The 25,410-nt window shown below is 47.2% G+C and carries 21 protein-coding genes and 1 tRNA gene; 16 read left to right on the forward strand and 6 right to left on the reverse strand.

All coding sequences use genetic code 11. From position 1 onward, the window contains the following. Positions 1 to 278: 278 nt before the first annotated feature. Complete coding sequence (locus tag B3157_RS03490; RefSeq protein ID WP_292588871.1) at positions 279 to 1,118, reverse strand: mechanosensitive ion channel family protein; 840 nt, start codon at positions 1,116 to 1,118, stop codon at positions 279 to 281. A 147-nt stretch (positions 1,119 to 1,265) separates the two neighbouring features. Continuing rightward, positions 1,266 to 2,225, reverse strand: coding sequence for a 4Fe-4S dicluster domain-containing protein (locus tag B3157_RS03495; protein WP_292588873.1), 960 nt, complete (start codon positions 2,223 to 2,225; stop codon positions 1,266 to 1,268). Positions 2,226 to 2,705: 480 nt separating this feature from the next. Between B3157_RS03495 and B3157_RS03500 the strand changes: the two genes are divergently transcribed. The 5 genes from B3157_RS03500 to B3157_RS03520 all read left to right on the forward strand — a co-directional run bounded on the left by B3157_RS03500 (position 2,706) and on the right by B3157_RS03520 (position 8,422). After that, positions 2,706 to 4,103 carry a mercuric reductase gene (locus tag B3157_RS03500; protein WP_292588875.1) on the forward strand — a complete coding sequence of 466 codons (1,398 nt, stop codon included), beginning with the start codon at positions 2,706 to 2,708 and terminating at the stop codon, positions 4,101 to 4,103. Positions 4,104 to 4,516: 413 nt separating this feature from the next. Beyond that, entirely contained in the window at positions 4,517 to 5,428 is a 912-nt protein-coding gene (gene osmF, locus B3157_RS03505) for a glycine betaine ABC transporter substrate-binding protein OsmF (protein WP_292588877.1), read from the forward strand. Then, positions 5,421 to 6,608, forward strand: coding sequence for an ABC transporter permease (locus tag B3157_RS03510; protein WP_292588879.1), 1,188 nt, complete (start codon positions 5,421 to 5,423; stop codon positions 6,606 to 6,608). Before osmF ends, B3157_RS03510 begins: the two co-directional genes overlap by 8 nt. Then, positions 6,601 to 7,698, forward strand: coding sequence for an ABC transporter ATP-binding protein (locus B3157_RS03515; protein ID WP_292588881.1), 1,098 nt, complete (start codon positions 6,601 to 6,603; stop codon positions 7,696 to 7,698). The genes B3157_RS03510 and B3157_RS03515 overlap by 8 nt, the downstream gene beginning before the upstream one ends. Then, a complete protein-coding gene (locus tag B3157_RS03520) occupies positions 7,679 to 8,422 on the forward strand; it encodes an ABC transporter permease (protein WP_292588884.1) in 744 nt (247 codons plus the stop codon). Before B3157_RS03515 ends, B3157_RS03520 begins: the two co-directional genes overlap by 20 nt. Positions 8,423 to 8,436: 14 nt before the next feature. Here B3157_RS03520 and B3157_RS03525 read toward each other — a convergent pair whose 3' ends face one another. Then, entirely contained in the window at positions 8,437 to 9,759 is a 1,323-nt protein-coding gene (locus tag B3157_RS03525) for a mechanosensitive ion channel family protein (RefSeq protein ID WP_292588886.1), read from the reverse strand. Between the two features lie 231 nt (positions 9,760 to 9,990). Here B3157_RS03525 and B3157_RS03530 point away from each other — a divergent pair, with 231 nt between their 5' ends. The 3 genes from B3157_RS03530 to B3157_RS03540 are packed head-to-tail and all read left to right on the forward strand — an operon-like array spanning position 9,991 to position 12,660. Next, a complete protein-coding gene (locus B3157_RS03530) occupies positions 9,991 to 10,440 on the forward strand; it encodes a hypothetical protein (RefSeq protein WP_102818802.1) in 450 nt (149 codons plus the stop codon). Beyond that, positions 10,433 to 11,686, forward strand: a complete 1,254-nt coding sequence (locus B3157_RS03535; protein ID WP_292588890.1) for a M48 family metallopeptidase — start codon at positions 10,433 to 10,435, stop codon at positions 11,684 to 11,686. Before B3157_RS03530 ends, B3157_RS03535 begins: the two co-directional genes overlap by 8 nt. Positions 11,687 to 11,697: 11 nt before the next feature. Next, the gene (locus B3157_RS03540; protein ID WP_292588892.1) at positions 11,698 to 12,660 is read left to right on the forward strand and encodes a 1-aminocyclopropane-1-carboxylate deaminase/D-cysteine desulfhydrase; all 963 of its coding nucleotides are present in this window, start codon (positions 11,698 to 11,700) and stop codon (positions 12,658 to 12,660) included. Positions 12,661 to 12,679: 19 nt separating this feature from the next. Here B3157_RS03540 and B3157_RS03545 read toward each other — a convergent pair whose 3' ends face one another. Then, entirely contained in the window at positions 12,680 to 13,042 is a 363-nt protein-coding gene (locus B3157_RS03545) for a PadR family transcriptional regulator (RefSeq protein WP_099830997.1), read from the reverse strand. 21 nt (positions 13,043 to 13,063) lie between these two features. Further along, the gene (locus tag B3157_RS03550) at positions 13,064 to 13,435 is read right to left on the reverse strand and encodes a NifB/NifX family molybdenum-iron cluster-binding protein (RefSeq protein ID WP_099830996.1); all 372 of its coding nucleotides are present in this window, start codon (positions 13,433 to 13,435) and stop codon (positions 13,064 to 13,066) included. A gap of 263 nt (positions 13,436 to 13,698) precedes the next feature. Here B3157_RS03550 and B3157_RS03555 point away from each other — a divergent pair, with 263 nt between their 5' ends. The 6 genes from B3157_RS03555 (at position 13,699) to B3157_RS03580 (ending at position 23,474) form a co-directional block, all read left to right on the forward strand. Further along, positions 13,699 to 14,163, forward strand: a complete 465-nt coding sequence (locus B3157_RS03555) for a hypothetical protein (protein WP_292588895.1) — start codon at positions 13,699 to 13,701, stop codon at positions 14,161 to 14,163. Positions 14,164 to 14,254: 91 nt separating this feature from the next. Continuing rightward, positions 14,255 to 14,330, forward strand: a tRNA-Pro gene (locus tag B3157_RS03560). Positions 14,331 to 14,525: 195 nt separating this feature from the next. Continuing rightward, positions 14,526 to 15,899 (forward strand): M14 family zinc carboxypeptidase, encoded by a 1,374-nt coding sequence (locus B3157_RS03565; RefSeq protein ID WP_292588897.1) that lies wholly within the window; start codon positions 14,526 to 14,528, stop codon positions 15,897 to 15,899. Positions 15,900 to 16,109: 210 nt separating this feature from the next. After that, positions 16,110 to 16,898, forward strand: coding sequence for an alpha/beta fold hydrolase (locus B3157_RS03570; RefSeq protein WP_292588899.1), 789 nt, complete (start codon positions 16,110 to 16,112; stop codon positions 16,896 to 16,898). A 301-nt stretch (positions 16,899 to 17,199) separates the two neighbouring features. Then, positions 17,200 to 17,943 (forward strand): DnaB-like helicase C-terminal domain-containing protein, encoded by a 744-nt coding sequence (locus B3157_RS03575; RefSeq protein WP_292588900.1) that lies wholly within the window; start codon positions 17,200 to 17,202, stop codon positions 17,941 to 17,943. Positions 17,944 to 18,641: 698 nt separating this feature from the next. Further along, entirely contained in the window at positions 18,642 to 23,474 is a 4,833-nt protein-coding gene (locus B3157_RS03580) for a DUF4011 domain-containing protein (RefSeq protein ID WP_292588902.1), read from the forward strand. A 139-nt stretch (positions 23,475 to 23,613) separates the two neighbouring features. Here the strand turns inward: B3157_RS03580 and B3157_RS03585 are convergent, their stop codons facing one another. Then, positions 23,614 to 23,970, reverse strand: coding sequence for a hypothetical protein (locus tag B3157_RS03585; protein WP_292588904.1), 357 nt, complete (start codon positions 23,968 to 23,970; stop codon positions 23,614 to 23,616). A 474-nt stretch (positions 23,971 to 24,444) separates the two neighbouring features. Between B3157_RS03585 and B3157_RS03590 the strand changes: the two genes are divergently transcribed. Next, a complete protein-coding gene (locus B3157_RS03590; RefSeq protein ID WP_292588906.1) occupies positions 24,445 to 24,573 on the forward strand; it encodes a hypothetical protein in 129 nt (42 codons plus the stop codon). Further along, entirely contained in the window at positions 24,570 to 24,848 is a 279-nt protein-coding gene (locus B3157_RS03595; RefSeq protein ID WP_292588908.1) for a helix-turn-helix domain-containing protein, read from the forward strand. Before B3157_RS03590 ends, B3157_RS03595 begins: the two co-directional genes overlap by 4 nt. The last annotated feature ends 562 nt before the right edge of the window (positions 24,849 to 25,410 follow it).

Consider the following 25,410-nt stretch of genomic DNA (forward strand, 5'->3'; position numbering starts at 1 on the left):
TCTCGTGAGCGCAGCGAACCTCTCGACAACGCTCTTTCTCGATTGTTGTTGACGATTTCGGTGGACGGAGGACCGTTGACGGACAACGTTGTCTTCGTCAGCGTTCAGCGGTTCCTAGCCCGCTAAGCGGAACTGGCCACCGAAGGTGACTGGCTTTCAGATCGCTTCCTGCCGAAGGCAGCCCTGCGTCCGCCGATGCATTCCGGCGCCTTGCGTCTTACTCCGCTCTTTCCTAACCTGCTACCCCCGACCACGTTTCTGCCCTCTGATCCCTTCGGTCAGCTTTCCTTCCCGGCCAATCTTATGCCTTCTTTGGGGCTGTCGACAATATGCAGGTCCAGCTGGCTGAACGGTATCTCTATTCCGTTTTCATCGAATTTCGATTTTATGATCTTCGCGAGTTCTGTGCTTGAGGCGACGAAGTTAGGCCTCTCCACCCAGAATCTCACGACGAAGTCGATCGAAGACGCGCCATACCCGGTGAACTGGATCATGGGTTTGTGATTGTCGTCTACATATAGCTTTTCATAAGAGTTGACAGAATCCTCGAGTATCTTCATCACTTTGTTCAGATCGCTCGAATACGAAACGCCTACCGTGAGATCGTTTCTTCTTATATTTTCGGGCCAGAAGTGAATTATCGTTGCGGTCCAGACGTTTCTGCTCGGTATAGTTACGAGCTTGCCGTCCCAGGTTTTGATGAGTACGTGATTCAGTTTTATTTCCTGAATCCCGCCTGAGGTTCCGCCAATGTCCACGGCTTCCCCTTCGTAAACCAACTTGTTGATCATTATAAGAATTCCACAGATGAAATTGTCTAGAGGCTCTTTGACTGCGAGACCCACAATAATACCTGATACTCCGAGTCCGGCAAGCATAGGAGCCAGATTCTTGAAGAGAACCGAGATGATTATGAAGGCTGCCAGCGCATAGAACGCCAGATTGAAAAGCGTTCTCATGGTCTTACGATACTGAGTGGAGACAACGGTTGTCTTCTCCGCGAATTTCATGAATGTTTTGTAGAAGAGACCCGCCAGCCATTTTGCCAGCAGCAGGATTACAACGCTAATCCCTATTCTGATGGCCCACTCGATAATTGTACTGAGTACTTCATTCATGGTAATCCCTCCTATAGTCTCATGTAGTTATTCTTACATACGATCCTTCAAAAACCCAAATTCGATGAAAACGGAAACCTTTCTACCGCCTAAGCAGTTTAGAGAAAGCGGCCGAGGTTCTCAGAATCGGAGCGTTTTGCCTTTTGATTACATGGACTGTGAAAAGCCGATCCCTTTCGAGAAGGGGCAGACCCTAATGCAAATACCGCAATCGGTTCCATTCGTCCTCCAATAAGAGTAACAGAGCTCGTGACTAATTCTCCATTTCCTGGTTCCGTTGACGATCTCCTTTCCATTGACGGGTATTGCAGAAGCCGGGCACTTTGTCGAGCAAATACCGCAGCTGCCGCAGAAGCTCTCTAGGTCAACATTGATTGATTGGTCGCACTTCAAAGGCATATCCGTAGTTACCAGTCCGAGTTTTATTCTTGGGCCGAACCTGTCAGAGATGAGAAGGCCGTGTCTTCCGAAAACGCCAAGTCCTGAAGCTTCCGCCACCAGAGGGAGAATTGCGAGATAATTTCCGTCCATATGATTTCTAGCCGAGTATCCAAGACTTCGAATGAAATAGGAGATGCTTAGTCCGATCGTAGCTGCCTTCAGATACGTTCTGGAGCTCTCGACCATTGCGGTCATCGCCGGTGCGCTGTCAATCATATCCTTCTTTATTTCAACCGCGAATGCTATTCCAAAAGGAAGTAGATCGGTTATTTTCTTTCCGTAGTGTTCTCGATGCCTGCCTCTGTGGCTATAATAAAACTCCGGTTTCATTTCTGCCACACCTACTAGATCTGCACCAAAATCGTGGGCGACCCTTCTGACTAGATCGGTGAAGCTTGACGAGTCGGATCGAAATCTGTTATTTGATGGCATACCTTCGCATAGAGGCCGAAGATCTTCTACAAGGGAGAAATTCGAACGGATTTCTGAAGCTTCAATCAGATCATAATAGAGGGAGCTTACGTCGCACAGATCCAGTTTGCTACGCAGTTCGTCATCAACCTCTTTCAACTCAGGATGCATGGAGTAGTAGTCACGGTACTCGGGAGATCCTGCTTCGTAGTTCATCCTGGCAAACATCGTGTCACGCTCATCGTATCTAGTCATTCTATTCACCACCGGCCTGCACTGATCATACAATTATACTAGCAGCGGCTTTTGCATCCTATGCTGTCGACTGGATTTAAGATAGGCGCGACACAGTGACGGCTTCAAGCAATTTCGGCTCCCGATCACAGACTCTTTCCTTCATTTGTTTTGATTTGCCCGATGCTAAACTTGTGAGGTATCCAGAGATTCAGTGACTCCAGAGGATCTATAACAGTGACCAGTTTTTCAGCCTTCTGAACGGATTGCTCGGCCGTTCTGGCTTCATAGAAAAGCAGAACAGGACAGGTTTTCTCTGCCCGATCCTTTGTGGATCATCTTGGTGAGGAATCGCTTAGTCTCTTTCGAAAGAAGATTGAACATAATCACCAACTCATGGCCGATGAAGAGATCAAGAATCGGGCCTTTTGCTTTCAAGTGATTGACCGGGAAAAACAGTGAAAACTGCATGTCTATGGCGAAAATTAGGATGGTGATCAAATGAAGGATGGTAGGAAAAAATTCGACGCGATAGTTATCGGTTCCGGTCAGGGAGGCACTCCTCTGTCGCTTTCGCTTGCAGATGCAGGATGGAAGGTCGCACTTGTGGAAAGAAAGGCAGTTGGAGGTACATGCGTCAATGAAGGGTGTACTCCAACAAAGACTATGATAGCCAGCGCAAGAGTAGCGCATCTGGTCAGGCGCGCAGGAGATTTCGGAGTTCATGCCGGGGAGTTCTCGCTCGATCTGGAGAGAGTTATCCGGCGGAAAAGGCAGATTGTCGAGAGCTTCAGAAAAGGTAGCGAGAAAAGGATTCTCGATTCTCCAAACTTATCGTTGATAGAAGGCAGCGCGCGTTTTGTAAGGGAAAGACAGCTCGAAGTCAGCCTTCAAGATGGGAGAACAGAGTTCTTTGAAGCAGACATCATCGTGATAAACACCGGAACGAGACCTGCGAGACCTGAGATAAGAGGTCTGGATAATTCAGTGGCTTATGACTCGACTTCGATAATGGAGCTCGATGAGCTTCCGGAACACCTGATTGTCGTTGGAGGCGGTTACGTGGGTCTGGAGTTCGGGCAGATGTTCCGACGTTTTGGAAGTGAAGTAACCATTATTCAAAGGGATAAACAGTTGCTCTCTCGCGAAGATGAGGATATCGCCGGCATGGTTTTGGAAATCATGAGGGACGAAGGTATCGAGGTCCTTCTAGATAGCGAACCGCTCCAGGCCAGAAGCGCCGGGGGCAACAGGATCAGCCTGAGAGTGCAATCTTCTGAGAAGGAAACGACATTAGTGGGAAGCCATCTGCTGCTCGCGACCGGCAGGTTACCCAATACTCCCGACCTGAATCTGGAAAAGACCGGGGTTAAGGTTGACGATAGGGGATTCATAAAGGTAAACAACAAACTGGAGACCACGTCGGAGGGAGTTTACGCGATAGGCGATGTTAAAGGCGGACCGGCCTTCACACATATTTCCTACGACGACTTCAGAGTATTGAGGGAGAACCTCTTGAACGGAGGAAGCTCGTCGATAGAAGAGAGGGATGTCCCTTATGTAGTATTCATTGATCCTCAACTTGGAAGAATAGGCCTCACCGAGAAGGAAGCATCGAGTCGGGGGTACAGCTATCGCGTGGCAAAGCTGCCTTTTGATAGGGTGGCTCGGGCCATTGAAACGGACGAGACACGGGGAATGATGAAGGCGCTTGTCGACTCAGAGACAGACCGGATTATCGGTGCCGCCATTCTAGGAGTTGAGGGCGGAGAGATTGTATCTGCAATTCAGATTGCCATGATGGGCGGGCTTCCATTCACTTCGCTCAGAGACGGCGTCTTTGCACACCCAACGCTCGTGGAATCATTGAACAATCTCTTCATGACGCTGGATGGCTGACCGTATTTGCAAGAGTATATTGGAATGCTCGCGGAATCTCTTTCGGGGTTAGTCGATGGAGGTAGCCCTTCGGGAAGAAAGGTGGTTGGATTTCGTGGCATTTGGAAGTCAATACTCCCTCGTGGGGTTCTAGTTGTGCCCCGAATCTTTGTTGGTCTCTGAAAAGATGAGAACAACCTGTGCCTCTCTGTGAATCAGCTGCTTTCAGATTCTCCCTTTTTGGGGGTTACGGGGTTATCTGTCTGAGCCGAAATGGGAAAGAGGGAGAAACCGGATCTCAGATTCCGGGCTGGAGCTTTCAGTCGGAACATGGATATGTCAACAGAGACAACTGCGCATTGAAAACTTTCAGAGATAGTGTACAATTAAATGGAGTAGAATTATCGGCAATACGAATTATGGAGGTTGTTTGTATGAAGAGAATAATGCTGATTGCACTGATACTAATGACGGCCATTGGCTTTGCACTGAAGGGACCGATTACGGTCGCATCGAAGATAGACACCGAAGGCGCACTGTTGGGACAGATGATAGTGATAGTCCTGCAGAAGAATGGCTTTGAAGTGAACGACAAGACTGAGTTCGGAACTACGAGTGTTATCAGAAAGGCGATCATTGCTGGAGAGATCGATATATATCCCGAGTACACCGGCAACGGAGGTTTCTTCTTCGATAACACTGATCCGGGTATATGGAAAAACGCGCAGCAGGGATTCGAGACAGTCAAGAGACTCGACTTTGAGAACAACGGCCTGGTGTGGCTGACCCCCGCCCCTGCCAACAATACATGGGCTCTGGCGATCAGGAAGGATCTTTCCGACAGTGAAGGAATAAAGACACTTGAAGACCTCGCGTCTTACCTGAATCGCGGCGGCTTCATTAAGCTGGCCGCTTCAGAGGAGTTTCTTACCAGACCGGACGCTATGCCGGCTTTTCAGGAGGCTTATGGCTTCGAGCTTTCAAATGAGCAGCTACTTGCCTTCTCTGGAGGAAATACCGCTCAGACCATAAGGGCCGCTTCCCAGAACATTGACGGTGTAAACCTCGCGATGGCATATGGTACTGACGGCGCCCTCTCCGCTCTCAAGTTGGTNNTGGTGGTCCTTGAAGACACCAAGGGAGTTCAGCCCGTTTATGAACCCGCTCCGATCGTTAGAAAGGAGATACATGAAGCCTATCCGGAAATCGAGGAGCTCCTCAAACCCGTTTTCGAGGCTCTTGATCTCGAGACGCTGCAGATGCTAAACGCTTCGATAGCGATAGAAGGTTTAGATGCGGGATACGTCGCCGAGCAGTTCCTCATATCGAAGTCTCTGATTGACTAGAGTTATGACGCTGATTTCCAGACGAAGAGACATGATGGTCATTCTAGGAATGGCCATCATGTTGTTGTCTCTCCTGGTCCCGGGATTCCTTTCAGTTAAGGAGACGAGAATCTCGGAGACATTTCCCGTAGCTTTAGGCAGCTTCTCAAATGTGGGCCTCTCTCTCCTGTTAGTGGCCTCATTTGCAGTCCTGTTTTTGTCCTACGCGGGATTCAGCTTTTTGATGGGTCTCGTGGGAGGGATTGCCCCCGTCTTCGGCTTCTTTCTGGCCGGAAGACATGCCGCCTCTATAGCTTCAAAGGCAGGTCCCTTTGCAAGGGTCTCCCCTTCCACCGGTTTGTGGGTTCTTCTCCTGGCCGGCTACATTGTTGTATTCGCTGCCAGAAGAAGACTGAAGGACAGGAAGATCATCTCATCGCTTCTGGTCTTGGTTCCGATTGGCCTGTTCCTGTTGCTTCTCGGCTCGGGTCATCTGAAAGACCTTGCAATAATGAAGGAGTACGCAAACAGAAGCAACAGATTTCTTGAAGAGACTGTGAGGCATCTCGTAATTGCAGGAGGAGCAGTTCTCGCCGGAGTGCTCATAGGAGTGCCGCTTGGAATAGTTGCCAACAGGTCTCCAAAGATCGAAAGACCTGTATTCGCTGTTGTGAACTTCATACAGACGATCCCGAGTATAGCCCTGTTCGGCTTGCTAATAGCTCCGCTATCCTACCTTTCACGCAGTGTGCCATTTCTTAGGGAGATAGGAATAACGGGTGTCGGCTGGGCTCCGGCCATGATAGCTCTCGTCCTGTATTCGCTTCTCCCGATAGTCAGAAACACTTACTCAAGTCTGAAGGTTATTCCCACAGATACCGTGGAGGCTGCCAGGGCGATGGGAATGAGCAGAATTCAGGTTCTCGGAAAGGTCGAGATTCCGATTTCGCTGCCGGTCGTCCTTGCTGGCGTTAGAACAGCGGCCGTTCAGGCCGTGGGGAACACTACCATGGCGGCCCTGATAGGAGCAGGAGGCCTCGGGGTTTTCGTATTTCAGGGTCTCGGTCAAGCCGCCATGGATCTTGTCCTTCTAGGAGCGTTGCCTATAGTTGCTCTCGCTTTGATAGTCGATTCCCTAATGCAGCTGCTTATAGGAATACTGACTCCTAAGGGGTTAATCTCGGAGGGAGCCAATGATTAGATTTGAAGATGTTACAAAGAAATACGACGAGAATACGCTGGCCGTAGATTCGATTACCTTCGAGATCCCCTCGAACGAACTGACGGTTCTAATCGGGCCTTCGGGATGTGGTAAGACGACTACGCTCAAGATGATAAACAGGATAGTCAGACCTACAACGGGGAAGATCCTGATAGACGGCAACGACGTAACCGTCATGGATGTGAAGCAGCTCAGGAGAGGAATAGGTTACGTAATCCAGAACGTGGGGCTCTTTCCACATATGTCGGTGAAGGATAACATTGCCACCGTGCCGAGACTGCTGAAGTGGGAGAGATCGAAGATTGACGTTCGGGTGCACGAACTGCTGCAGCTGGTCGGATTGGAGCCTAAGTCCTACGCAAACAAGCTTCCCAAAGAATTGTCTGGCGGCGAGGCCCAGAGAGTCGGCGTTGCGAGGGCGCTTGCAGCCGATCCCCCGATAATACTTATGGACGAGCCCTTCGGAGCGGTAGACCCATTAACTAGAGTGAGGCTCCAAGACGAGTTTGCCAGAATTCAGGAGGAACTCCACAAGACGATCGTCTTCGTAACCCACGATATAGATGAGGCGATAAGGCTTGCAGATAGAATCGCGGTCATGAGAGCGGGCAGAATCCTTCAATATGACACTCCCGAAGAGATGCTGGCGCATCCGAAGGAGAAATTCGTCCACGACTTCATGGGATCAGATAGAGCGCTGAAGAGGCTCTCGAGGATCCCGGTCAGGGAGTATATAGAGGAGAGCTTCGCGATAGACCTTTCAGGAAGCTGGGAACAGCTAGGCAAGATCGAAGAGGAATTCGTCTGGGCGCTTGACAAGGAAAAGAGACTTGTCGGCTGGGTAGATGTCTCCCATTCGAGCAGGGAGAAACCGGTAAGAGAAGCTCTGACTGAAATGAAGGAAGAAGAGATCTTGAGTCCGGACAGCACTGTTAAGGAGGCGCTTTCCAGAATGCTTGAAAGCGGAACCGCGGCGTTGCCGGTCGTCGAGAGAACGGGACGTTTTCTCGGCCAGATAAGCATGACCAGAATCCAGGAGTTGACCAGAAGTGACAGAGAAGAGAAGTAGAGTCTTATCCTGGGTCTTGTTGGGACTGTTCTTGCTGGCCTTCGTCCTTCTCATCTCTAATATGGCATGGTGGGAGAGCTTTCTGCGATGGTTCTTTCCCGGAGAGAAGCAGGTTCTTCATCCAAGAGGGACTTTGTTGGAACTAGTGGCCGAACATCTCTGGATGGTCATCGTATCCAGCGGACTTGCCACGATTATCGGCATCTCGATAGGAGTGCTGGTTACACGCCCGATGGGCAGGCAGTACTTGCCTCTCGTTTCAAACCTGAGTTCCCTCGGCCAGACCTTCCCTCCCGTCGCTGTTCTCGCTCTTGCCGTACCGTTGCTGGGATTTGGATTCAAACCGACGGTCGCTGCTCTGCTGCTTTATGGACTGCTTCCCATCTTAAGAAACACAATAGTGGGAATTGAAAACATCCCCGCAGATGTGCGTGAAGCAGCATATGGAATGGGTATGTCTTCCTGGCAGGTGCTGTTTAGAATTGAGCTCCCGCTTGCGCTCAAAGTAATCATGTCGGGGATTCGGATTTCGGTCGTAATAAACATCGGGACGGCAACTGTGGGGGCAACCATTGGGGCCGGCGGCCTCGGGTCGCCCATTATCGCCGGGCTTGTCGCAGAGAATCCCGCCTTTGTGATTGAAGGGGCTATTCCGGCGGCGCTTCTCGCATTTTCAGCCGATGCGCTGCTCGGTAATATCGAGAAAACGATTTCTACAGCGTAGATTTGCCTCTTGAATCAGGTATCCTTTTCGGCGTGCAATTGCGGGCTTTCCGTAAAGAGTTCCTCGGAGTTATCCTGTTCATGCCCTTGCCTCTTGCCGACAAGAAGATCTCCCATTGCCCTCAGGTCGTTTCCCGAAGGATTCTGGAATACCCTCAAATCGAAGTGAGGGAGTGTAGCAAAGATGTGATCGAAAATGTCTGACTGCAGAGATTCGTAGTTAACCCATGATGTGTCTTTACTGAAGGCGTATATCTCCAGAGGCAGCCCGGTATCGGTCGGCTGCAACTGCCTGACCATCATGATAAGATCTTTGTTTGTCCCGGGATGATTTCTGAGGTAGGCGGTCAGGTATGCCCTGAAAGTCCCAATGTTCGTCATCCTTCTGCCGTTGACCGGTTCGGTTACGTCTACCTCGTTCATTCTGTTGAACTCCTCGATCTCCTTCTTTCTGCTTTCGAGGTAAGGTCTCAGAATCTGGATCTTGTACAGCCTGTCATACAGGTCGTCATCGAGAAAGCGGACGGAAGAGGTGTCTATGTAGACAGATCTCTTGATTCGCCTTCCGCCGGCCTGAAACATCCCCTTCCAGTTCTTGAACGATTCAGAGATTATCGCGTATGAAGGGATTGTAGTTATCGTCTTGTCCCAGTTCTGAATTCTTATCGTTGTAAGGGTAATGTCGATTACATCACCATCGGCCTGGTATCTTGGAACCTCTATCCAGTCCCCGATGCTCACAAGGTTGTTCTTAGAAATCTGGATGCTGGCGACGAGCCCGAGAAGTGAATCCCTGAATATGACGAGTAGGACGGCGGTCATCGCACCGATTCCGCTCAGGATACCCCACGGAGAAATCCCCGTCAGAACGGACACCGCAACGACGCCGGCTATGATATACACCATTAGTTTCACAACGGTCATGTAGCTCTTTATCGGCTTATCCTTAGAGGTTTCCAGAGACTGATAAGCGCTTGTGAATACGTCCAGGAAGGCATCGATCACAACGGCGGCGATGAATATCAGATATGTGGCTACCAGCCGGTAGATTACGTCGCTTATCGCGGGGAATGCAGGAGCGAATAGCGCAATCACGATGGCCGGTATCATAAGGGCAATCTTATTGAGCAGTTTGTGTTTTACGAGAAGGTCGTCCCATTTGAATGCAGATTTTCTTACAATAAGCTCAATTGGCTTAATCAGGACCTTTTCGAAGATGTATTTGGATAAGAAGGCCACGACTATCATGATTATTCCAACAACTATGTTGGCAAGTACCAAGTCAAAAGTCTCACTGAGTCCGAGAGCCGAAAACCACCCGGCAAAGATATTGACCACTAGATCGCCCCCTCAAAGATATGGTCACTAGATAGCCCGCTCAGACAATAATAACATCACTTACTCCATAACTGCCTCTTCACGTTGGGCTTCCAACATCAGACACTTATCGATTTGCCAATCCCCAAAGTCGAGAAGTGAATGGAATTATTCCGATCAAAACGTCAATCTGAATGGAGGCTTTCAGAGATCGCCACAATGTCGTAAAATAGTGTATTGGAGGTGAGTGAGTTGAAATGTCCCGAATGCTACTCTAGTGACAGTAGGGCGACGCCGCTGAAGAACCCCGAAGATTGCCTCTTGAACCACGTTCAATACGTTTGTTCCACCTGTGGAAGGGCGATCTGTATGGATGACGACGAGCGGGAAAGGCACGGCCCTCGAGCTTCTTTCAGTTCCTTCAATGACGCTATGCTTTACCTCCGGGCAGCCGAGGCGCTGTTCAACGGACCATGCGGGATCTATGAACTGACCGACGGAACGAAGGTCTTCTACAAGATCTTCGTAGACAAAGACGGGTTAATGAACTACCTAATAGAGAATCCCGAGAAAAGGTGCCCTCTGGGAGAAGCTCTTCACGAAACCGAGGAATTCAGACCTGCATCCAAAGGACAGATTCAGAGACTGGATGAAGAGAAAGTAGAGCAGTACATGAAAGAGAAAGAAGAAGTAGATGGCTAGCTTCGAGATTGTCTTTCTTCTCGTTGTCTATGGAATCAGTCTCTTTGAACTAACGTTGCTGTCTCTAAACTACAGGAACGCCAGACTCTCGAGGGTATCCCTTCCCGACAACTTGCGCGACGTCTTCAACGATGACCTCATTGGAAAGTCCGTGGATTACACGAGGGCAAAGGGCTCTCTTGCCATCACCTCGTCGATTGTGAGTCTTGCAGCGTTGAGCATAGGCATCTTCTGGTTTTTCAGAGCCGTTGAATCCTTAGCGGTTAGAGCGGCGGAAGGGTTCGTGATTCAGGGGCTTTTGTTCTTCATCGTCATTGGAGCGACCGCCTTTATCATCACTTTGCCCTTCTCTATCTACTCGACGTTCGTTCTCGAGAAGAGATTCGGATTCAATCGGACGACACCGGGAACGTTCGTTGCGGACAAGCTGAAGGGAATAAGCCTGGTGGCTGTAATCGGTATCCCCATAGTAACTCTGGTTCTACTGGCCGTCGACTCGTTTGCTTACTGGTGGCTGTATCTGCTTATCGGAGTCATAGTCTTCGAGCTTCTGGCCCAGCTGATATTTCCAACAGTAATCCTGCCCATCTTCTACAAGCTCAAACCTCTCGATGATGAAGACCTTATGGGCAGGCTAAGGGCTATCGCCGAAAAGGCAGGCTTTGAAGTGAAGTCGATCATGGTCATGGATGCTTCGAGAAAGACCGGCCACACGAACGCCTTCTTCACAGGGATAGGCCGCGCGAAAAGGATCGTTCTATTTGACAGCTTGCTAGAGAAGCACACTTCAGAAGAGATACAGGCGATCTTCGCACACGAAGCAGGCCATTTTAAACGCAAACACGTCCTGAAGGGGATGCTAGTTTCAAATGCTGCTGCAGCCTTTGCGGTGGTCTTGCTCTGGCTGATCGTCGAAAGCCCTCTGACTTCTGGTATTTTCGGAATTGAGAAGAAGTTCACCACTCTTCTGTACGCAGGTGTTTTCCTCTCATCGGTCTTCACGATGCTCGACTGGATAGACTCGTTAATAAGCAGAAGATGGGAGTTCGAAGCCGACAGGTATGCAGCCGAGATGCTGGGCACATCGCTGCCCATGATAAGCGCGCTGAAGAACCTGTCCGCGTCCAACCTGTCAAACCTGAGTCCACATCCGCTATATGCGGCCCTCAATTATTCCCACCCGCCGCCATGGGAGCGAATTGAAAAACTGAACAGCATAGTCTCTAATATAAATGAGAGAGAGTAGGGGGTGAGAGCTTGAAACTCAAGTTCATTAACAGCATTACACCTGTGAACAGGCTTGAATGGATTGAAGAGTACCTCGAACTTCCGTTCGAACTGTTCTGCAAGCATGATGAATTAACGGGTTTCATTACGAGCGGAAACAAGATCAGAAAGCTCGAGTATCTTCTGAAAGATGCTCTGGAAAAGAAGGCAGATACGGTATTCACCTGCGGGGGCATTCAGTCTAATCACTGCAGGGCAACGGCCCTTGCCGCTAGATCGCTCGGAATGCAGCCTGTTCTCTTCCTTAGGGGAAGGCCGATGGAGATCCCCCAGGGGAATGTTCTTCTTGACACAATGGTGGGCAGCGATATCCATTATGTGACAAAAGAAGAGTATTCGAAGATAGACGAGATCTTCGCCACGAAGAAGGAAGAATACGAGAAGAAGGGCAGCAAAGTCTACCTGATCCCCGAGGGCGGCTCAAACGCGCTTGGCGCCAGGGGATATGTGGATGCTGTTAAAGAGCTTTCAGGACAGATCAATCTCGACGGTGTCGAAGCCATCTTCACAGCGGTTGGTAGCTCTGGCACCTATGCGGGCCTCGTGGCCGGTCTAAAATCGCTCGGATATAACACCAGAGTGATCGGCATAAACGTCACGAAAGATCCCTCGTCCTTATTTGTGGAAAAGACGAAACAACTAATAGAAGGCCTGAAAGAGTACGGGATAGCCGTCTCGCTTGAAGGCAGTGAAATCGAAATAGTCGATGACTTCTCTGGACCGGCGTACGCCGTGCCTTCGGAAGAGGATATGGATCTCATAAAGAAACTTGCGAAGGAGAGAGCATTCTTCCTTGATCCCGTCTATACGGCAAAAGCCTTCAGAGGCATGCTCGAAATCTCTAGAGGGAGATTTGCCGGAAAGAGGGTTCTCTTTATCCATACAGGCGGACTGTTCAAGCTGTTCGACAATCCGGCAGCTTATGTGAAGTAAAGCCCTGCGTGGCAGGGCTTCATGCTTTCTTTAGATCTTCAAGCCTTTCAAGAAACTTATCTATATTGTCTTTGAACCTTCTGATCCTGACTTCGGCAGATTTAAGATATTCAAGGCCCGCTTCGGTTATCTTATAATTCTTCCGGGCTGGACCTGTGTCTTCAGTATCCCATTCAGAGGTTATAAGACCCGTTTCCTCGAGACTCCCGAGCACCCGGTAAAGACTGCCCATCTGACCGACACCAAAGATAGGGATCTCGAAGTCGTTGATTCTAGAAGACAGTTCATACCCGTGGCCCGGTTTCTCAGCAATGAGGAGAAGCAGATACAACTCGATCCATGATCTGCCCATCCCCATTCGTCTTCCTCTCATACTTCTCATATATGCTCCGTCGTCTTTTTTCTAGTGATTGTGAAACTTTCCATGGTCTTCGGGCTCGTATTCAACGCTGGAAAGTTCGCCTTCAATGTAGGTTCTTACTAGCGCTTCGACGGTCCCGCTGGCCCCGGTAATGGCATGTACGCCCAGCGTCTCGAAGAACTGTCTTGCCCGGCCGCCCATGCCTCTTGTTATTATCACATCGGCGCCTTTACTCTTCACGTAGCCTGGAATCTCGCCCGGCTCGTGCTGTTCAAAAGGGTTCGCTTCGATTTCGTGAGAGACAATCTCGTTGTTCTCCACAGTTACGAATGCGAAGAACGGAGAGTGACCGAAATGCTCTGAAATCTTGGATTTGAGACCGTTATTATCAATAGTGGGAATTGCGATCTTCACAAAAACTACCTCCTTACCTATATTCATCTAACATATATTATAGCATTCGAACAAGACTGAGTTATGATAGCATCTGCGATCTGATTTGCTCTTCCTCAAGGGGAGATCAGTTTCACGGCTTTGCCGGAAAGAAATGACTAAAATGCCTCCTGTTTTGAGACTGTCCATCCGTTTCTGGTGAAGCAATAGTTCTTGAGGGAGGCATGAAACGACGGCCGTCTGAATGAGCAATTGTGAGAGAATCATCATGGAGGAGGTGCGGCATGAAAAAGACTCTTGCTTTACTGATAATTGCGGCACTGTGTGTTGCGGCGCTTGCGAATGGTCTGCTTGTTATCACTCTAAAAGACGGTTCGATCTACGAATTCTACTTGGATGAGATCGAGAGTATTATCTATACTGCAGAAACTGAGGAACCTCTGAAATCCGCCTATATGAGCCTTTACAAAGACGTCTTTGCGCCGGGCGAAGAGATCACTCTGTACTTCTACGGAACAGAAGGCCTCGAAACGTACGCCTGGATCGGAATCGTTCCCTCTGATATTCCACATGGAAGCGAGTCCGAAAACGACCTGCACGACATTCAGTATGCTTACGTCGGCGGCATGACAGACGGTTTGATAGTATTTACCGCTCCATGGGATGCCGGATTATACGACTTCAGATTGAATGACTCGGACAGCGGTGGTGTAGAGATCGACTTCCTCACGTTCGAGGTCAGGGAGTAGCCCGCAGAGCAACTTTTCATTGTTTGAAAGCTGCTCGGGGCGTCGTTCTGCTCTTGAAAGGTTATCCCAACTGTGATAGAATCTTCGAGTACGGGGCGTAGCGCAGTTGGAAGCGTGTCTGCATGGGGCGCAGAAGGTCGCTGGTTCAAGTCCAGTCGCCCCGACCAAGAACCCTCGATTCGTTCGGGGGTTTTTTATATTAGAACGGGTTATACTTTAGATGTCCTTCTCAAGAAGACTCTTGGTTCATGAGTTCTTCCAGGAAGCCATTAGAACCAAAGATTCACTGTCAAGAAATCGAAGCTCCAAACAGGCGACAACAACAGGCAGGTCGCCTGTCACTATATATAAAGGGGGTAGTTATGGATTCAATTAAGGCGGTAATCAAGAATGTACCGGAATACGAATACTTCAAGACGGTCGACGAGCTGAACGAATCGAGCAAAAAACTCGCGGAGCAATACCCCGATCTTGCCAGCTTCTACAAGATAGGTGAATCGATGGCCGGAGATCCGATCTATTGTTTGAAGATCGGCAATGGCTCCAGGGCGATATTGATGTACGGTTTTCCGCATCCAAATGAACCGATAGGAAGCATGATGCTCGACTATCTATCTCAGCAGCTGGTCGAAAACGAGGCCTTTAGAAATACATTCAAGGACGTGAGCTGGTACATAGTGAAGGTAGCTGACAACGACGGGGCGAAGTTGAACGAGGGCTGGTTCAAAGGACCTTACACGCCCTTGAACTACGCGCTGAACTTCTACAGACCGGCGAGTTTTCAGCAGGTAGAATGGACCTTCCCCATAAAGTATAAGACTCTCGACAACAACGATCCGATTCCCGAGACGAGAGCTCTGATGAACATAATCGAAGAGGTCAAGCCGATCTTCATATATAGCCTCCACAATGCCGGTTTTGGCGGAGTCTACAACTACATATCCGACGATGCTCCGATCCTTTATCCGATATTCGAGAAGGCCTACGAAGACCAGAATATCCCGGCAGCGCTTGGCGAGCCGGAGATGCCGTATGCAGTCAAGTACGCCGAAGCAGTTTTCAAGATGCCGACGATGAGAGACAGCTACGATTACTACGCAGCCAATACAGACAGGGATCCGGCAGAAATAATTGGGAAGGCGGGAACCTGCAGCTACGAGTACGGAAAGCAGTTCAACGAGAAGGTATTTGAGCTGGTATGTGAAGTTCCGTATTATTACAATCCCAAAATTGAAGATCTTTCCGAGACGGAATTTATCAGGAGGGATCTTGTGCTTGCCAATATCGAAGACACAAAGCAGGAGGACCAGAAGATAAAAGAAATCTATTTCCCGTTGAAGGACAGGCTCGTGGTCGATACTCCTCTGCGGACCGCTCTCGACGACTTCCTCGAATCCTCCGAAAGGCACCTCCCTGTACAGGAGAACTGGGCAAAGACCGCCAAGGAATTGGAAAAGAAGGCGACGGTGGCCGAAGCCTTCGACAACCAGCAGGTCTCCAAGACCTACAAGATGCTTTTGTGGGGAATGCTCAGAAGGATCATGCTTCTCAACTACGAGAAGACGAACGACAGTGAGTTCAAAGCTGCCGCAGAGAAAGCATATCGGCACATGAAGGACATGAGTGACAAACTGGAGAAGGAACTCGAGTACACGATTATCCCCATAAAGAAACTCGTCCAAATACAGCTGATGAGCGGACTATATGCCGCTCTTTATGCTCTCGATAGAAGCTAGTAGTATCAAGATATTCCTCTGCAGGGCTTAGAGAAAACGATGGAATACGGCTTCGGCATCCAGTTCATACGAGGCGAAAATAGGGACTGACTAGTTCCTCTCTTCTGTCCCATTTTTCGCCAATTTCGGCTAAGCTTGACTTGCCGGAGTTGTAAATACCTGGCAATCGCTAGACACGAATAAGAGCACATCTAAGCGGAGGTTCAGAAGATGGACAATCTCAGAATGCACGGCGATCCTCCATACAGAGTTGTAGTCGTTCATGGAGGACCGGGAGCGGCCGGAGGAGTCGCGCCCCTCGCGAGAGAGCTGGGAAAGAGACGGGGAGTTCTGGAGCCCTATCAGACAAAGAAGACAGTACCCGGACAATTAGAGGAGTTAAGGGAGATTGTCGAGAATTATTGCATTTCCCCGGTTATTCTTCTGGGACATTCGTGGGGAGCGTGGCTCGTCTTCTTGTTTGCGGCAGAGCATGGCGATCTTGTGGATAGGATAATACTCATAAGCAGCGGTCCTTTCGAGCAGCATTACGCTTCCGGTATCATGAATACTCGCCTGAACCGTCTTGACGCAAAAGAAAAGGCTAGAGCGGAAGAGCTCATGAGGCTCCTGAACAATGCAGAACTGAAAGATAGAGTACTGCTATCTGAGTTCAGAGAACTCCTGGCCAAGACAGACCACTTCGATCTTCTCGAAGATGCCAAAAGAGTCGAAGTCAATATCGATGCAGAGATATACAAGAGCGTATGGACAGAGGCCTCAGAGATGAGGCTCAGCGGAGAGCTTCTCGAGAATGGCAAGAAGATTTTCTGTCCCGTTCTCGCGGTCCATGGCGATTACGACCCCCATCCGGCAGAGGGTGTCGAGATTCCGCTTTCAAGGGTACTTGAGAATTTCACATTCAGGGTTCTGGAAAGATGCGGTCACATGCCCTGGCTGGAAAGACATGCCAGAGAAGAGTTCTACAGGATTGTAGAAGAAGAACTTGAGAAAAGATAATCTCTCTCGACATCCGAATATGCAGAGGCTGGAATTGACAAAAAACGCTGATTGGTTCAGCAAGATCTCGAAGAAAAGGAACCACGACACAAAACGAGCTTAGGGAGCGCAAGGTTCATGAACTGCTTGATGTAATCATTCTGAATCCAGGAGTAAACGGAATTCAACAAGCCTCTTCGCCAAAGCATTAACATGAGTCTGACCCTATTTAATGAAGGCAGTGTAGCTGCTGTAGTATAGATTTAAGTTGTGGAATGGTAAGCTTAACAGCAGATCAACGGCAGATATTTCGAGGTGGTTTATGAAGAATCTGAACTGGCCTTACAGAGGTCTATCTAATTATCTCCAACCAATAACAAGCGGGCATTTAGTGGTGGTTGGGGGACTGCATATGAGCGGAAAAACAACGTTTCTGCTAAACCTGGCATATAAATTCGCACTTGAAGGTGGGCGAGTTGCCTTTTTCTCATGTAGCGAGCCTTCCAAAAACCTTCAGACAAGACTTTTGCAAAGAGTTTTCGAATCACAGCTAAAGCTGGAAGATACGAAAGATCTGCCCACAGATGAATTAGATGAATTGAATCGCAGTTTGTATGAACTGAAGCAGCTCACATTAGATATTGTAGATTTGAAGGAACGTAGCATAGAAAGAACGATAGAAGTTGCTGCCGAACTCCATCACTCTAGAGGGATCGAAATCTTCATCATCGACGACCTTTACCTCCTGTCAGGAAAGAGGAAAGCTTGTGGCCTTCTAAAGCAAGTTGGAAAAACCCTGGGCATTGCATTCATCCTTGCGACCAAGCTGAAACGCTCAGCGTACAGAAATGCTGGAAAGATGCCAAGAATAGAGGATTTTGAAGGAAACGGTTCATACTTGGCAGAAGCCGATACCATTATGTTGCTTCATTGTCCATCTGATCATTGTTCAAGTTCAAATGGAATAGATGAAGTTAAAATCACCTTATCCAGAGCCGGTGGCGTCGACGTAGATTTCAGGGAGGTTTTTCAATTTGACTGGAGCAAGGCTGTTGTAAATGACTAGTCATGAGAGTCAAGAAGCCGTGTGCATTGGACAAGCGATGGGTTGGAGTTGCTTTCTTCGAATGTCAGCTCTTTTTGAAGCGAAGATGATTACTGTTTGCACATATGATTTATAGTGCATGGAGGTTCTTTTACTTAATGCTTACAACTCACTGGATGGGAGTACAATAAGTTCCACAGAAGAAATAGAGGTGAAAATGGTTGAAACGAAAGGTAGACGAACGGTTGTTAAAAGCAAAAGAAGTCTTGAAAGAAGACTCTGCCTCAAGTTATGCCACGTCGTATTTTGCCGATGATTCAATAATCAAGCCAGCTCAAACATTGATCTTGAATTTACCAGAGTGCGCACTTTCGGGGTTTGCTTCCCAAATATCTAAAGTCATTATTTCTAGGTTCTTCACATTGTTTCATTTGCTTACAAAATGATACAATCTCTCTAGACAAATGAGCTTAATCTGTTTTCTGCAATGTATGAACATATGGAGATACAGAGTTAACATTAGCAATTCGAGATTTCCAGAGAAGTGCATCTCAAGTGTTGAATTTCAAGATTCCAATCAGTTCTGCCAACCAGAATGGACGGATCTTTGATCTAAGTGAAAGAAAGACTCTTCGATGAGTTGAGTCAGCGTTTTGCGCGTTTCATCTAGTTCATTCTGTTTATACCATCTGTATAAGAAAGGCTTCTGGAGGGATCCCATGGAAAACAATGACGCTGTTTCCGTTAAGATCGACAAGTGGAAGAAAGCTTTGCTAGATCTCACAATGAGAAACAGATTAATCAACTTCAGGACCAGCAAGACGAGCAATTTGATGCTTATAAAGCCTTCAAGCAGTGAGATTTTCAGTAAGATTGTTGTCCAAGAAAAAGAGATGAACTTCGTTCCGATTCCTCCAGAAGATGATAAAGAGCAAGAATATCAAAGCGCTATTTCCCTTAAAGCAAACCAGATACAGGCTGACCGCGAAGAAAAGGAAATGAATCTTGTTCTCAATAGACTAAAACTTAAGTCCAGGACTTCTTACGAGGAAATGGGAATCAATACCCTTTTTATGGCTTTCGGTTTCCTCAAGTGGAAAGAATTAGATTATAACAAGAGCTTTGTGGTTTCCCCTTTACTCCTTGTTCCAGTTTCCATTAGCCGCGAGACAATTGCCTCACCCTATTCCGTAAGGATCATCGATGACGACATTGTACTTAATCCAACACTTTCCGAAAAACTGCAGGAATTTGGCCTTGACCTGGAATCTACTTATGATCAGGAAATGTCGCTTGAGGAGTCGACCCTAAGAGATCTACTTGTAAAAGTCAGACAGCTAATTGAACCGATCGAGGGCTGGTCGGTTATTGAAGACGTTGCTTTAGGGGTCTTCTCTTTTGCCAAGCTTGCCATGTACAAAGACCTTGAGAACTATGAAGACATGATATTCGAAAACTCTGTGTTGAGAACAATTGCAGAGGGGAAGCCGTTGATTGCACCAGATAATGAACACGACGAGCTTCCAGATTTGGATGTGGAAAACGATCCTCTAAACTGCTATCAGATACTAGATGCCGACTCGAGTCAGCAAGAGGCTATCCTTGCCGTGAAAAGCGGTCAAGACCTCGTGATACAGGGACCTCCCGGGACTGGAAAGAGTCAGACGATAGCGAATATTATTGCGGAGTCCCTGAGTCAGGGTAAAAGAGTCCTTTTCGTAAGCGAGAAAATGGCAGCACTCGAAGTTGTAAAGCGCCGTCTGGATGATTGTGAATTGGGAGATTTTTGCCTGGAGCTTCACAGTAAGAAAACAGGGAAGAGAGTGGTCCTGGACGAGCTGGAACGAGTGCTAAATGAAGCTAACAACCATGCTGTAGATACGAAAAGCCTGGAGCGTGAACTCTCTAGACTCAAGGAGATAAGAGAAAGACTCAACAGCTATGTTAGAAGACTGCACGAAAAGAGAACTTCTCTTGAGATTTCAGCATTTGAGCTTCACGGCAATCTGGCAGCTTTGCATGACGTAGATCTTGTGAGTTTTGATGTAGCACAACTACAAGATCTCACGCATGATCAACTGGACAAGATTATCAACAATCTTGACAACTTGAAGCGCCACGCCGAAATTTATCGCAACCATAAGAAGGATGTCCTTAACAAAGTCAAGGCAGTTGCTCCTGATGCCGTTTTCGTAATGCGCATTCGTCAATCGCTGACGAAGATAAGAGACACTATAGGAAAACTAAGGAAGATAGGCGAGGAAACATCCCTTGAGTGGAGATCGTCTATCAGTAAGGAACTCGAATATACAAATTCTAGGATTTCAACGATTCTTGACTTGTTTGAGTCCGGAAGTTCGGCCGAAGAAAAGGCCTTGAAGTTAGCAGAGGAGGTTCTTTCTCATGTTTCAACAATTAAGAGAGAACTTCCATCTAGTTATGGAGATTCTTTCATTAACTTAAAGAGCGCGATAGATGAGGTCAAGGTTTCTCACAGTGAAGTCACCCGTCAGTTTGATGCTCTTCGCTCACTTTTGGGAATCTCTAATGCTCTCAAATCTGTCAAGTTATTTGAGGAGACCGCCTCGCTTCTGACGAGATATCGACCGGCCATTCTTCAGTTGAATCACAATGAGCTTCAAAGAAAGTTTTCGAGCTCATACAACAGCTTTTTTGGTAGGTTGTTTGGAGGTTATAAGAAGAATGTCCGCATCCTTTCTTCGCTTAAATATGATGGAGTTTTAAATTACGAGAGAATCGTAGAAGATTTGGAGAAGTCGGAAAGAGTTCTCTCCCAATGTGGACTAATGACAAAAGCCTGCAACGAGAAAGAGTTGATAAGTCTTCTTGAAAGCTCAAAAGGGGTAATCAAGAGCTTCAACGAGAGTTATGATAACTTGGAGAAAGCTTTGAGAAGTAGTGAATCAGACCTAAGGGAGCTGATTGAATACTTCTCATTCTTTTCTATATTGCCGAAAGGAAACCCAAACCAGCAGGCAATATCAGGCAGGAGTGACTGGGTGAAGCGTGGAATCACGGCAACAAATTCATTTTTCAAGGATCTTGAGGAAGTATCCGATATGGTTATCACGGAACCATTTTCTGACGGCAAGTCTCTTTCGGACTTTGAAGGCTTTGAAGATTTTGTCCAAAGACTACAAGAGTCGCTTCCAAAACTTGATGACTGGCTTTCAATGAAGAAGAGTATCATTTTTCTCGAGAAGGCTGGACTGGAAGACTTTCTCGAAAGAGCGAGGGAAAGTGAAGTTGGGTCCGATGTGCTTGACAAAGTCTTCCTAAAGGGTTTTTATAGCAACCTCTTGTCGGAGCTCTACGCAAAGGATGAGGTTTTGAACTCATTCTCCACAAGTGACCACAATCTTCTTGTTAAAGAGTTCCGGTTACTTGATTCAAAACAACAGCTGTATGCCAGAAAGAGACTGGCTTCTTTCCTCGCCCAGAGGATTCCGGTTTCCAATCTTGTGAATTCTGGAAGTGCCGAGACATCTATTCTGAGAAGAGAGATAGCCAAGAAGAGACGAAACAAATCAATCAGAAGACTATTTTCGGAAACACCAAACCTCCTTCAAGTTCTGAAACCATGCATGATGATGAGCCCTCTTTCAGTAAGCGTATTCACCGATCCGGAAAAGTTCAAATTCGATGTCGCCATTTTTGACGAGGCTTCCCAGGTATTTCCGGAAGACTCAGTGGGAGCAATCATGAGGGCAAAGCAGGTAGTAGTTGTTGGAGATAACAAACAGCTACCTCCCACAAGCTTCTTCAGAATCTCTGAACCCGATGAAGCCGAAATGACAGATGAAGAGAACGATCTGGAGAGTCTCGAAAGCATTCTCGACGAATGTAGCGCGGCTGGTCTTCCAGAAAGGAAACTTCTCTGGCACTATCGAAGCCGCCACGAATCATTGATAGCCTTCTCAAACTATCACTTTTACATGAATAGACTCAGCACATTCCCCAGCAGCAGTTTTAACGGGCTTGATTCCGGAATATGCTTTGAATATGTTTCGAATGGAGTTTATGACAGAGCAAAGAGCAGAAAGAACATTGAAGAAGCACGCAGAGTTGCCGAGATGGTTATGAGCCATGCAAGGACAAAGGCAGGTGTTTCATTAGGAGTAGTTGCCTTCAGTGAAGCTCAGCAGACGGCGATCCTTGACCGAATTGAAGAGCTTCGTTCCCAGGATCAGTCTGTCGAGGATTTCTTCGGCGAGGATAAACTTGAACCTTTCTTCGTGAAGAATCTTGAGAATGTTCAGGGTGACGAGAGAGATGAGATGATCTTCAGCATTGGATATGGTAGAGATGCTTCGGGAAAGCTGACCATGAACTTTGGTCCTCTAAACAAAAATGGAGGAGAAAGACGACTCAACGTTGCGATAACGAGAGCCAAGAGGAAAGTCACTGTTGTAAGTTCGATAAGAGGAGCAGACATCTCTGCTGAAATACAGACCCCAGGAGTAAGAGCCCTAAGAGAATATTTGAACTATGCTGAAGAGGGAGGAAGCAGGGAATTCCTTTTGAGAGAGACCGAAAACACTGACGGCGAATTTGAATCGCCCTTTGAAGAGGAGGTATTTGAGGAACTCACCGCACGTCGGTTCAATGTACACAAACAGGTGGGATGCTCCGGCTACAGGATAGACCTGGCAATTGTTGACAATGAACATCCTGGAAGGTATGTCGCAGGAATTGAATGCGACGGAGCCATGTATCACTCCGCGAGAACTGCAAGAGATAGAGACAGGCTACGCCAACAAGTCCTTGAGAATCTGGGTTGGAAGATCATCAGAATCTGGTCAAGAGATTGGATCTTCGACAGAAGTTCGGAAATCAAGAGAGTCATTGCAGAGATAGAAGCTGCTGGCTCCGTTTCAGAAAATACCGAAGCACTTAACATCAATGATGAGCTGATAGTCGAAAATCCTTTGCCATCAATAAAAAGAGAAGAGACGACCCTTCCATTGTATGAAAGATTCTCACCTCATGACCTAACCAAATTAGTCTCATTGCAGAAAGTTATTCAATTGTATAGCCTTATTGGGGCGATAATTGAAAAAGAGGCCCCGGTTCATTTGGATGAGGTAGTGTCGAGGATTATCATGCTTTTCGATACTCGCCCTGATTTACTCCAGGTAAACTGGGATATGTATACAAAATCCGGGAATATCTCCCGTAAGAGTCTACGGGAGTATGTTATGGCACAATTCCCAAGGGATTCATATGTTCTGCAGGGAGATTTTTTGCTCAAGCGCAACGAAAGGATTCTTCCAAGACAATCGGCCAGCAGAAATGATATGAGAAAACCCGAACACATCCCGCCTGTGGAGATTCAAGAGGCCATAAAACTCTGTCTGAAACACGCGTTCACAATGGATAGAGAGGACTTGAAGACAGATGTGGCAAGACTATTCGGTTTCAAGAGGACGGGAACGAACATCTCGAACATCATAAACAAAGAAATCAGCTTGCTTATTCGCAACCATGAGATTCAGATTCAAGATGGGAAAGTGAGTATTAGAAAACAATAGTGAAACGTACTACAAGTCTTGCTCCATCGATCAACAATGTTTTCTCCCATTTTTGGGATATTGTATTGAGGGGGATATGCTGAAATCTTTATCGTTTCAGGCATTCCTTGTTCCCGGTTTCAGATGAAGGGTATAGTATTCATTCTGCCGGAACTTTCTCTTCAACAACTATTCTGTATTTTCCATTTGAGATGAAAATGTCTAGGTAAAAGCTTCCTTTCAAGTAGACATAACTCTCGTCAGAACCCGGGGAACCCAGATCTATCAAGTCGTCTTGATCACCTGATTCATGTTCGTGCCAGCTGATGCACACGCGTTTTTCTGTGGATACCCTGACCCTCCACTGGGGATAGGTGATTTGAAAGAGATCCGTCTTTTTCTCTGTCGAATCTCCCATATAGGTTCTTACAACTCGCCATTCTTTTGAGTTTTCATACTGCCAGCTGCCATCTTCGTTCAGGATCACGGTTCTTCCATTTTCGTCGATTGCATGCATGCTAGGATCCTCCCTCTTGGATGCCACTTGAGCACCGATTCGAATAATAGAATCGTAAGAAAGTAAGTCTCTGAGTTTGGGTGTGACACAGGGGAAAAAGTTGGAATATTCAGTTGAATGCAATACATAACTACTGGTGGGTTGCCATCTCAATGATCACAATCGTTCTGGTAACGCATTCAACGGACAACTACAGTAAGTCTAGCATACTTATCAATGTGTGGAGTCAGTCGATCACAATTGACAGACTAGTTCATTATCATTACTTAACCATATTTCTGGGCAGAAGTCGCATTATTAATTACTCCAACACTAGAGACTAAACAGTTAATCCCGAGTTCCGGATTCTTGTCTGACCGAATACTCTATTTCCTTCTTGCCAAGAATAAAGAGAGACATCAACTAGTATTATCATATATGATAATATACAAAAGTAAGTGGGCTTCTTTCGAAATCTGAAAGGTGGTGTTATAGATGACAGGCTTTGATAAACTGAAGGCCAACTTGATGAAGAACGAGGAATTCGCGCGCATATACAATGAGAGAAAGCCGCTAAGAAACTTCATAGATGAACTGATTGAACTCAGGTTGAGAAGGGTATGACTCAAAAGGATCTAAGCGAGCTCACAGGTATAAGCGTTCCGAATATCTCAAGAATAGAGGCAGGAAAACAGAATCTTTCCTACCAGACTATGCACAAACTCGTCAATGCTCTTGGAGGCAAGATCCTAATAACAGCCCAGGCCGATAATTGCATCAGACTTTCCAACGTGGCAGCGGAGAAAATACAAGAACTAAGCGTAGAGGCTAATACCTCACCAGAAGAATTCCTAATGAACCTTTTACAAAAGGCTTCAGAAGAATCGATAACCGCCTAGATCAGACTCTCAGGTTCATAACTTGCTTTGCTATAAATGCCTCTACCAAATATGACTCGTACAAACAGATTACAAGTGTGTGCTCGAAGTCATTTGAATGTTTGGATATCACTATCGCCACTTGAACGAACAAATACGGAAAGAAAGGGAAGAATTCTTCAGCAGGGATCTGCATTCATCTTCATTACACGTAGCGGTATTTCTCCGGAGTACGAGTCTGACCATTTTTCTGGACATGTATAAATATTAAAATGGACAGATAAAAATACATAGGAGTCACCGTTGACGATCAGGCGATAGTATACGATCTCCGTCGTGGTGCATTCACACCGTTTTCGCGACTCTCTGATTCTCGTTTCGTTTTTTTGCTATATTGGCTTTCTCAGAGCTTCACCTGACAAACTATCTTCAATCGTGGAGAAAATGCGAGCTTACTTGATCCAGAAAATCGATTTTGTTTCTTTCCATGGAAAAGACCAAGTGATGCTTCATTATGGTCGTGCAACATGCATCTTCTCTTATTATCGGTCACTTTCTCCTAAGGATGGCAAAGTGATATAAT

The organism is Mesotoga sp. UBA5557 (genome assembly GCF_002425715.1).
In the GTDB taxonomy this organism is placed as follows: Bacteria; Thermotogota; Thermotogae; order Petrotogales; family Kosmotogaceae; genus Mesotoga.